At 66.7% G+C, this 9617-nt stretch carries 8 protein-coding genes; 6 read left to right on the top strand and 2 right to left on the bottom strand.

What is annotated here, in order from left to right:
* The first annotated feature begins 479 nt into the window (after positions 1 to 479).
* From N5D45_RS22400 to N5D45_RS22380, 5 genes are all read left to right on the top strand, one after another.
* Positions 480 to 1655, top strand: a complete 1176-nt coding sequence (locus tag N5D45_RS22400) for a phosphoglycerate kinase (protein ID WP_228354735.1) — start codon at positions 480 to 482, stop codon at positions 1653 to 1655.
* Positions 1652 to 2305, top strand: coding sequence for an HAD hydrolase-like protein (locus N5D45_RS22395; protein ID WP_057502518.1), 654 nt, complete (start codon positions 1652 to 1654; stop codon positions 2303 to 2305). Before N5D45_RS22400 ends, N5D45_RS22395 begins: the two co-directional genes overlap by 4 nt.
* Positions 2306 to 2515: 210 nt before the next feature.
* Complete coding sequence (pyk, locus tag N5D45_RS22390; RefSeq protein WP_049434791.1) at positions 2516 to 3982, top strand: pyruvate kinase; 1467 nt, start codon at positions 2516 to 2518, stop codon at positions 3980 to 3982.
* A gap of 196 nt (positions 3983 to 4178) precedes the next feature.
* A complete protein-coding gene (locus tag N5D45_RS22385; RefSeq protein ID WP_071306361.1) occupies positions 4179 to 5183 on the top strand; it encodes a class I fructose-bisphosphate aldolase in 1005 nt (334 codons plus the stop codon).
* A 129-nt stretch (positions 5184 to 5312) separates the two neighbouring features.
* Positions 5313 to 6461: a hypothetical protein gene (locus N5D45_RS22380; protein ID WP_049408917.1), complete on the top strand. Its 1149-nt coding sequence runs from the start codon at positions 5313 to 5315 to the stop codon at positions 6459 to 6461.
* Between the two features lie 92 nt (positions 6462 to 6553).
* Here N5D45_RS22380 and N5D45_RS22375 read toward each other — a convergent pair whose 3' ends face one another.
* The gene (locus N5D45_RS22375; protein ID WP_279939645.1) at positions 6554 to 7153 is read right to left on the bottom strand and encodes an O-acetyl-ADP-ribose deacetylase; all 600 of its coding nucleotides are present in this window, start codon (positions 7151 to 7153) and stop codon (positions 6554 to 6556) included.
* Positions 7154 to 7364: 211 nt separating this feature from the next.
* The gene (gene cysK / locus N5D45_RS22370; RefSeq protein WP_010481445.1) at positions 7365 to 8324 is read right to left on the bottom strand and encodes a cysteine synthase A; all 960 of its coding nucleotides are present in this window, start codon (positions 8322 to 8324) and stop codon (positions 7365 to 7367) included.
* Between the two features lie 207 nt (positions 8325 to 8531).
* On the opposite strand from cysK, the gene N5D45_RS22365 reads away from it, so the two are divergent.
* Positions 8532 to 9515, top strand: coding sequence for a LysR family transcriptional regulator (locus N5D45_RS22365; RefSeq protein WP_010481448.1), 984 nt, complete (start codon positions 8532 to 8534; stop codon positions 9513 to 9515).
* The last annotated feature ends 102 nt before the right edge of the window (positions 9516 to 9617 follow it).

Here is a 9617-nt window from a genome sequence, read left to right as displayed (position 1 = left end):
CGCCCGGCCTCTGACAATTTCCGTGTGCGTCCACCCACGGAAAGAAAAAAAGAAGAGCAAAAGCTGCTTGGCAGGGCGCTCTTTGTAGAGCCGAGCCCACGCTCGGCTGCTGTTCGCGATAGACCCAGCCGAGCACGGGCTCGGCTCTACATTTTTCTCCGACATCAGAAACCGCTCTTGCCTTTGCCGTCCGCTCCGCCTCATGAACCTGTCGAGGCCGGGGTGGTGTGGGCTCGCGGGGGCGTAAGCGCCATGGATGGCGCGCCCGAGCCTCCAGGGATGGATTCACGGCGTCCCCCGCGAGCCCACACCGCCCCGGCCCACCCACAACACCACGAAGCGCCAGCGCTTTGGCTGTTGCTGTTGCATTTGCCGTGCGCCTCTGCCTGCCGCAGGCATCGACCCTCCCACCACCCGCACCCGATACAATGGCCGTCTGCCGTACCCCGGCATCCCGTCCCTGAGCCAAAGAGTTGCCCATGTCCATCGTCCGCATGACCGACCTCGACCTCTCCGGCAAGCGCGTGCTGATCCGCCAGGATCTGAACGTGCCGATCGAGAATGGCCGCATCACTTCCGAACAGCGCATCACCGCTTCGCTGCCGACGCTCAAGCGCGCGCTGGAGCAGGGCGCGGCGGTGATGGTCACCTCGCACCTGGGGCGCCCGAAGGAAGGCGTGTGGAGCGAAGCCGAGTCGCTGGCGCCGGTCGCCCAGCGCCTGTCCGAGCTGCTCGGCCGCGAGGTTCCGCTGGTGCGCGACTGGGTCGACGGCGTCGACGTGCAGCCGGGCCAGCTGGTGCTGCTGGAAAACTGCCGCATGAACGTCGGCGAGGGCAAGGACGATGAAGCCCTGTCGAAGAAGTACGCGGCGCTGTGCGATGTGTTCGTGATGGATGCCTTCGGCACCGCGCACCGTGCGCAGGCCTCCACCCACGGTGTCATCCGCTTCGCCCCGGTGGCTGCCGGTGGCCCGCTGCTGATGGCCGAACTGGACGCGCTGGCGCAGGCGCTGGATGCACCGGCCAAGCCGCTGCTGGCCATCGTCGCCGGCAGCAAGGTCAGCACCAAGCTGGAACTGCTGGCCAACCTGGTCGGCAAGGTCGATCAGCTGATCGTCGGTGGTGGCATCGCCAATACCTTCATTGCTGCCGCCGGCTACAACGTCGGCAAGTCGCTGTACGAGCCGGACCTGCTGGATACCGCCAAGAAGATCGTGGCCGATGCCAAGGCGCGTGGCGCCGACATTCCGCTGCCGGTGGACGTGGTCACCGCCAAGCAGTTCATGCCGGACGCGGTTGCCGAAGTGAAGGCGGTCGACGCGGTTGCCGAAGACGATCTGATCCTGGACATCGGCCCGCAGACCGCTGCGCAGTACACGCAGCTGATCGAAAAGGCCGGCACCGTGGTCTGGAACGGCCCGGTCGGCGTGTTCGAGTTCGAAGCCTTCAGCAAGGGCACCGAAGCGCTGGCCCGCGCCATCGCCAGCTCGCCGGCATTCTCCATCGCCGGTGGCGGCGACACCCTGGCCGCGGTCGACAAGTTCGATATCGCCCAGCAGGTCAGCTACATCTCCACCGGCGGCGGTGCGTTCCTGGAGTTCCTGGAAGGCAAGACCCTGCCGGCGGTGGCCGCACTCGACGCGCGCGGCGCATGAGTGCCGAGCGCGGCAAGGATGTGCTGTTCTTCGACCTCGATGGCACGCTGATCGATTCGCAGGTGGGCATCACCGCCTGCATCGCTTACGCGCTGCAGAAGATGGACTATCCGGTGCCGCCGCAGGAGACGCTGCTGGGCTGGATCGGTCCGTCGCTGCGGACCACCTTCGCGCCGCTGTTCGTTGAACCGGCGCGGGTGGAACAGGCGGTGGGCTACTACCGTGAGCGCTTCGACGCCGAGGGCTGGCGCGAGCATACGGTGTACCCGCAGGTGGAAGACACCCTGCGCACGCTGCACGGTCGTGGCCACCGCCTGGCGGTGGTCACGGCCAAGAACGAGCCGCATGCGCGCCGCATCCTCGCCCACCTGCCGTTCGGCGGGCTGTTCGAGGAGATCGTCGGTTCGACCCTGGACGGCTCGCGCAGCCACAAGCCGGAGCTGGTGGGCGAGGCGCTGCGTCGGCTGCAGGTGCAGCCCGCGCAGTGCTGGATGATCGGCGACCGCCGCATGGACATCGAAGGCGCACGCCACCACGGTCTGCGCAGTGTCGGTGTGCTGTGGGGTTTCGGCGGTGAGGTCGAACTCACCGAAGCCGGTGCCGGCCAGCTGGCCCGTGAGCCGGCGCAGCTGACGACGCTGTTGGCCTAGGCTCCTGTAGAGCCGAGCCCATGCTCGGCTGCTTCGGCCTATGCCCAGCCGAGCATGGGCTCGGCTCTACAGAACTGCCTGCGCCAGCGTATGTCCGGCCGATGTCCGCTCCATGACCCGCGAAGTCAGGCAGCACAAGGCTGTAACCGTATACATGCGGCGTGAAGGATGTGCTAATTTCCGTTCTTTATCGGGAGAGGCCCATTCACCATGTTCGAGCGTCAGCGTCGCACCAAGATCCTTGCCACCCTCGGTCCGGCCACTGATCCGCCGGGCGTGCTGGAGGATCTGTTCCGCGCCGGCGTCAACGTGGTGCGCCTCAACTTCAGCCACGGCGATCCCTCCGGCCAGGCCAAGCGTGCCGCCGAAGTGCGTGCCGCTGCGGCCCGCGTGGGCGTGGAAGTGGGCATCCTGGCCGATCTGCCGGGCCCGAAGATCCGCATCGAGCGCTTCGCCGAAGGCAAGGTGCAGCTCAAGGCGGGTGACCGCTTCGACCTGATCGCCAGCGCCAATGCCGGCCCCGGCGATGCGACCCAGGTGGGCGTCAGCTACCTCGGCCTGCCGCAGGACGTCGGCCCGGGCGATGTCCTGCTGCTCGATGATGGCCTGATGCAGCTGCAGGTGGTCGAGGTGCAGGGCGAGCGCATCATCAACACCGTGCTCAATGACGGCGCGCTGTCTGATCGCAAGGGCCTGAACAAGCAGGGCGGTGGCCTCTCGCTGGGCGCACTGACCGAGCGCGACAAGGAGCTGATCGGCATCGTCGCCAAGATCGGTGTCGACTTCATCGCCGTGTCGTTCTGCCGCAACGCGCAGGACATGAACGACGCCCGTGACATCGCCCGCTCGCATGGCTGCGATGCTGCGCTGGTGTCGAAGATCGAGCGCACCGAAGCGATCGAGAACCTGGAAGAGATCGTCGAGGCCAGCGACGTGGTGATGGTGGCCCGTGGCGACCTCGGCGTGGAAATCGGCGACGCCGAACTGCCGGGCCTGCAGAAGAAGATCATCAAGGCCTCGCTGGCACAGAACAAGGTGGTGATCACGGCCACGCAAATGCTGCAGTCGATGGTCGAAAGCCCGATCCCGACCCGCGCCGAAGTGCTGGACGTGGCCAACTCGGTCATCGACGGTACCGACGCGGTGATGCTGTCGGCTGAAACCGCTGCCGGTGCGTACCCGGTCAAGGCGGTGGAAGCGATGGCGCGTATCTGCCTGGGTGCCGAGCGCCAGTTCCAGACCGAGACCGACTTCAACGCCTCGCCGCGTAATCTGGAACGTGCCGACCAGGCGATTGCCATGGCCACCATGTTCCTGTCGCAGCACGTGGGCGTGCGTGCGATCGTGGCGATGACCGAATCCGGTGGCACCGCCCGCTACCTGTCGCGCTTCCGCGCCAAGGCGCCGGTGTTCGCAGTCACCCGCCACGACGGCGCGCGCCGCCAGATGGCCCTGATGCGCGATGTGTTCCCGATCAACTTCGACAGCCGTGGCCTGACCCCGCGCGAAGCCGCGCGCGGCAGCATCCGCCTGCTGGTGGAAGCCGAACTGCTGCAGGCCGGTGACCGCGTCGTGTTCACCAGTGGTGAGCACATGGAAACCCTGGGCGCGACCAACACCCTGCGCCTGCTGGAAGTGGGTGAAGACGGCCGCGCCAGCGGCCTGGGCGATCTGTAAACCCCGTCGGCCCCGGGTCGGAGCCGCCGTGCGGATCCGACCCAGGGTCAGATCCGCAAAGGGGCTCTGACCCGGCGCAACAGGACATCGCCTGTCCGGTGCGGACATTGGAATCGTTTCCAGACTGGCCTGCACGTCGGCGCAACGGGCGGCGGGGCTATACTTACGTTTTTCCCGCACCCGCCACAGGAAGTACATGAGCATCGAACAGCTGGCTGAAACCGCCCAGGCCATGGTTGCCCCGGGCAAGGGCATCATCGCGATCGACGAATCCACCGCTACCATCGCCAAGCGTTTCGCTGGCGTCGGTATCGAGAACACCGAGGAGAACCGTCGTGCCTACCGCGAACTGCTGCTGACCACGCCGAAGCTCAACGAGCACATTTCCGGCGCCATCCTGTTTGACGAAACCATCCGTCAGTCGACCAAGGACGGCGTGCCGTTCGCCAAGTACATGGCCGACCACGGCATGATTCCGGGCATCAAGGTGGACAAGGGTGCGCACCCGCTGGCCGGCTGCCCGGGCGAGCTGGTGACCGAAGGCCTGGACGGCCTGCGCGAGCGCCTGCAGGAGTACTACAAGCTGGGTGCGCGCTTCGCCAAGTGGCGTGCGGTGATCAACATCGGCGAAAGCATTCCGTCGGGCACCTGCATCGAGTCCAACGCCCACGCGCTGGCCCGCTATGCCGCGCTGTGCCAGGAATGTGGCCTGGTGCCGATGGTCGAGCCGGAAGTGATCATGGACGGCGACCACGACATCGAGACCTGCTACGAAGTCACCGAAGCCACCCTGCGTTCGCTGTTCGACGCCCTGTACCAGCAGAACGTGCTGCTGGAAGGCACCATCCTGAAGGCCTCGATGGTCATCTCCGGCAAGAGCTGCGATGAGCAGGCCGACGTCGAGGAAGTGGCCGAGTCGACCGTGATGTGCCTGAAGAGCACCGTGCCGGCCATCCTGCCGGGCGTGGTGTTCCTGTCCGGTGGCCAGAGCGACGAGCAGTCCACCGAGCACCTGAACGCGATGAACCAGCTGGGCAACCTGCCGTGGCCGCTGAGCTTCTCCTACGGCCGCGCCATGCAGCAGGCCGCGCTGAAGCTGTGGGCCAAGGACATGAAGGGCAACTACGCTGCTGCCCAGAAGACCGTGTACGAGCGCGCCAAGGACAACGGCCTGGCCGCGCTGGGCAAGTGGAACGGTTGATCCGTCCCATCGCTGGATGAACAAGGCAACGCCGGCATCACGCCGGCGTTTGCTTTTGCGGGTATCGTTTCCGCCCCCACGCGCCCGGCCGGTGCGTGGGAACCACATGGAAGGCCAAGGAGAAACAACATGCGTTTGGCAGCAATCACACTGGCCGTCGCCACGGTCCTGGTCGCCGGCGGTTGCAACCGTCTCGGCGGCGGTGGTGACGCAGGCAAGGCCGCGTCGCTCGATTTCGACAAGCCGGTGTCCGGCGAGATCACCTCGCGCAGCGGCATCAACTACAACGACGGCAGCCATCACCAGCTCTACCAGATCAAGCTGGAAGACAAGCAGCTGGTTGGGCTGAAGCTGACCGGCTCGCTGAGCGGCTCGATCGCCGTCTTCAACAACGGCAGCCTGGTGGCCAGCAGCAACACCGGCTACGAGCGCGAGGGCGACGTCTCGCTGGCCTTCCGTGCCAACGGTGGCGGCACCTACCAGGTAGCGGTCAACGCCAACGGCTCGACCGATTACGGTCCGTACCGCCTGCGCGCCGAGAAGCTGGTGCCGTACGACGGCAAGCCGCTGGCGGGCAGCGGCGAGATCGTCGACATGCTGGCCGGTGGTTCCCAGGACTACACCCTGCAGGTGGACAAGGCCGGCCTGTACGAGATCCGCCTGGTGTCGGATGTCTTCGATCCGGTGCTGAAGCTGTCGGGCCAGGGCGTGGACGCCGAAAATGACGATGGCGGGGACAGCACCAACTCGCGCCTGACCCTGTCACTGAAGCCGGGCAAGTACACCCTGACTGCACGCGGTCTGGGCGACGGCGTCAGCGGCATGTTCACCCTGTCGGCCAACCGCATCGAGCTGCCCGGCAATCTGGTGGAACGCGATGGCACAGCGCTGCCGAAGTCGGGCAGCGTGTACACGATGCTCGACAACGACGGCCGCCGCCGCTTCCTGCTGACCCTGGATCGCCCGGCCGACGTGCGCCTGGATGCGATTTCCAGCCAGGTCGATACCGTGCTGCGCGTGGTCGGCGGCGACGTCGAACTGACCGATGATGACGGTGGCAGCGGTACCAATTCGCGCCTGGAAGAGACCCTGCCGGCCGGTCACTACACCGTGGACGTGTCCAGCCTGAACAATGGTGCGGGCATGGTGGAAGTGCGCGTGCAGGTCGAGGGTGCCAGCGCCGACGGAGCTGCGGCCTCGGCGGCACGTGCCGCGGCCGATGCTGCCGCTGCTGTGGCCGATGACGCCGCTGCTGCGGTGGAAGCTGCCAGCCGTTGAGCGTGATCCACGCCGCGCGTGGATGACGACAACGATGCAACGGAAAAGGCCGGGCAATGCCCGGCCTTTTCTTTTACCAGCAGCGCTGCGGTTCAGTGCGCAGCGGCGAAGCCTGCATCGCCCAGCGGCGGCAGCACCGACCCGCGCGCTTCGTTGTCCGTGCTTTGTCCCGCAGCGCTCAATGCCTGCTGGTAGGCCTTTGCCGTGGCAGTGTTGAACGCCACCAGCACGATGCGCATCGGCTGTGCATGGCTGCGCTGCCACGCCAGTGTTTCCGTCACTGCGATCTGCGCGGCCTGGTACAGCGGATAGCCATACACACCGCAGCTGATCGCCGGGAACGCGATCGACTGCACGCCCAGCGACTCGGCCAGCTGCAGCGATTTCCAGTAGCAGTTGGCCAGCAATGCTGGTTCGTCGCGCTGGCCGTCGTGCCAGACCGGGCCCACCGTGTGCAGTACATGCTGCGCCGGCAATGCATAAGCGTCGGTGGCGCGCACTTCGCCGGTCGGGCAACGCACGCCCGGGCGCAGCTCCGGCAGTTGCTCGCACTCGGCCAGCAGCGCAGGGCCCGCGGCACGATGGATCGCACCGTCGACACCGCCGCCACCGAGCAGTGTTTCATTGGCCGCGTTGACGATCGCATCCACCGCCAGGGTCGTGATGTCGCCCTGCCAAACTTCGATCTTCATGCGTCCGTCTCCTGCCTGTGAGGTGTTCCGCGCAGCATCTGCGCCGGCTGTTCCCACGGTAGGGGACAGGGCATCGATACTGCGTCATGACCGTCTCACGCGCTGCGATCCGACGGCCTTCACGCACGATGGCGGGCGACGCCTTCATGCAGGCTGAAGCAGAAGCGGGGCAGAGCCTTTTCCCGACGGAAAAAGGATCCGGCGCTGTGCATTACGGCAGGCCGGCCAGCCAGTCGTCGTCGGAACCCTCATTCACATCGGCGAACAGCGGCGTGGAGAAATAGCGTTCACCGGTGTCCGGCAGCATCGCCAGGATCACCGCGCCCGGTTCAGCACGGGCCGCCACGTCCAGCGCGCTGGCCACGGTAGCGCCGGCGGAGATGCCGACGAAGATGCCTTCTTCTGCAGCCAGTCGGCGTGCGGTGGCGATCGCGCGGTCATCGTCCACCGTTACCAGTTCATCCACCACATCGCGGTTGAGCACGTCCGGCACGAAATCCGGCGTCCAGCCCTGGATCTTGTGTGGCTTCCAGTCATCGCCCTTCAACAGTGCCGCGCCGGCCGGTTCGGTGGCGATGATGCGGGTCTGCGGACGCGCGACCTTCAGCACTTCGCCAACACCGGTGAGCGTGCCGCCGGTGCCCCAGCCGCTGACGAAGTAGTCCAGCCGCTTGCCGGCGAAGTCGCGCAGGATCTCGGCGGCGGTGGTGTTGCGGTGGTACGCCGGGTTGGCCGGGTTGGCGAACTGGCTGGCCAGGAACCAACCGTGCTGTTCGGCCAGTTCGGCGGCCTTGCGCACCATGCCGCTGCCGCGTTCGGCGGCCGGGGTCAGGATCACCTTGGCGCCATAGGCGCGCATCAGCTTGCGGCGCTCCACCGAGAAGGTTTCGACCATGGTCGCCACGAACTTGTAGCCGCGCGCGGCGGCGACCATCGCCAGTGCCACGCCGGTGTTGCCTGACGTGGCTTCGACGATGGTGTCGCCCGGCTTGAGCACGCCACGCGCTTCGGCGTCGAGGATGATCGCCAGCGCCAGGCGGTCCTTCACCGAGCCGCCCGGGTTGAACGACTCGACCTTGGCGTAGACGCTGACCTGCGGGGGCGCCAGGCGCTGCAGCCTGACGATGGGGGTGTTGCCGACGGTATCGAGGATGGAGTCGTACAGGGCCATGGAAGCGCTCCGGAAACGGGGCCGCGCCGGGCTTCGGCGGGCGAAGGGGGAGGGCTGGCTGTTCAGGCCAGCGGCTGCCGGCTGACCGTAGCGCCGGCATATGACGCCCGGAAATGACCAGATACCTTTCTTAAACAACCTTTGGTTATAAGCTGGTGACGGCAAATGACCCTAGAGTGGACTTCCGCCCCACGCCGCCTGCCTCCCATGACGCTGACCCAGCTGCGCTACCTGGTTGCCATCGCCGACGCCGAGCTGAACATCACGCTCGCCGCCTCGCGCGTGCATGCCACCCAGCCTGGCCTGTCCAAGCAGCTCAAGCAGCTGGAGGACGAGCTCGGCTTCCTGTTGTTCGTGCGCAAGGGCCGCAGCCTGGAGTCGGTCACTCCGGCCGGCACCGAAGTGATCGCCCGCGCCCGCGCGGTGCTGGCCGAGGCCAACAACATCCGCACCTACGCGGCCAACCAGCGCCGCGAGAGCCAGGGCCAGCTGATCCTGACCACCACCCACACCCAGGCGCGCTTCGTGCTGCCGCCGGCGGTGGCAGCGATCAAGCAGGCCTACCCGCAGGTCAGCGTGCACCTGCAGCAGGCCGGCGAAGCCGACGCGCTGGACCGCTTGAACCAGGGTGACGCGGATATCGCCATCATCAGCACCGCCGGAGGTGAGCCCACCGATGGCATCGCGGTGCCGCTGTTCCGCTGGCGGCGTCTGGTGGTGGTGCCGAAGGGCCACCCGCTGGACCGCGCCGGCCGCGCCCCGGACCTGGCCGCGCTGGCCCGTCAGCCATTGATCAGCTACGAATCCTCGACCCGTCCGAACTCGTCGCTGCAACGCGCCTTCGCCGCCAATGGGCTGGTGCCCGACCTGGCACTGACCGCGCTCGATGCGGACCTGATCAAGACCTACGTGCGTACGGGTCTTGGCGTGGGCCTGCTGGCCGAGATGGCGGTCAGTTCCAACGATGAAGACCTGCGCTCGTGGCCGGCGCCGGACCCGATCAGCGAGTGCATTGCCTGGGCGGTGCTGCCGCGCGACCGCGTGCTACGTGATTACGCGCTGGAGCTGGTGCATGTGCTGGCACCGCAGATTGATCCGCGCGATCTGCGGCGGGTGCTGGATGGCAACCAGGCGGCAGCGTGGCCGGTACCACCGACGTGGGAGTCATTGACCCAGACCATCACGGTGTGAGGGGTTGGTCGAGCAGGGCTTGCAGCCCTGCACCTGCTGCGGCATTCAAGCAACAGCAACAGCAACAGCAACAGCAGAAGCGGCATTCCGTGGGTTGGCGGG

The organism is Stenotrophomonas sp. GD03819 (assembly GCF_029841665.1).
Lineage (GTDB): Bacteria > Pseudomonadota > Gammaproteobacteria > Xanthomonadales > Xanthomonadaceae > Stenotrophomonas > Stenotrophomonas geniculata.
The sequence above is the reverse complement of the archived record's forward strand: the minus strand, read 5'-3'. Positions and strand labels throughout refer to the sequence as shown.

Coding starts and splice junctions, on each gene's coding strand:
- pyk (WP_049434791.1), top strand. CDS start 2,516: ATGTTCGAGCGTCAGCGTCGCACCAAGATCCTTGCCACCCTCGGTCCG.
- N5D45_RS22400 (WP_228354735.1), top strand. CDS start 480: ATGTCCATCGTCCGCATGACCGACCTCGACCTCTCCGGCAAGCGCGTG.
- cysK (WP_010481445.1), bottom strand. CDS start 8,324: ATGGCCCTGTACGACTCCATCCTCGATACCGTCGGCAACACCCCCATC.
- N5D45_RS22395 (WP_057502518.1), top strand. CDS start 1,652: ATGAGTGCCGAGCGCGGCAAGGATGTGCTGTTCTTCGACCTCGATGGC.
- N5D45_RS22380 (WP_049408917.1), top strand. CDS start 5,313: ATGCGTTTGGCAGCAATCACACTGGCCGTCGCCACGGTCCTGGTCGCC.
- N5D45_RS22385 (WP_071306361.1), top strand. CDS start 4,179: ATGAGCATCGAACAGCTGGCTGAAACCGCCCAGGCCATGGTTGCCCCG.
- N5D45_RS22375 (WP_279939645.1), bottom strand. CDS start 7,153: ATGAAGATCGAAGTTTGGCAGGGCGACATCACGACCCTGGCGGTGGAT.
- N5D45_RS22365 (WP_010481448.1), top strand. CDS start 8,532: ATGACGCTGACCCAGCTGCGCTACCTGGTTGCCATCGCCGACGCCGAG.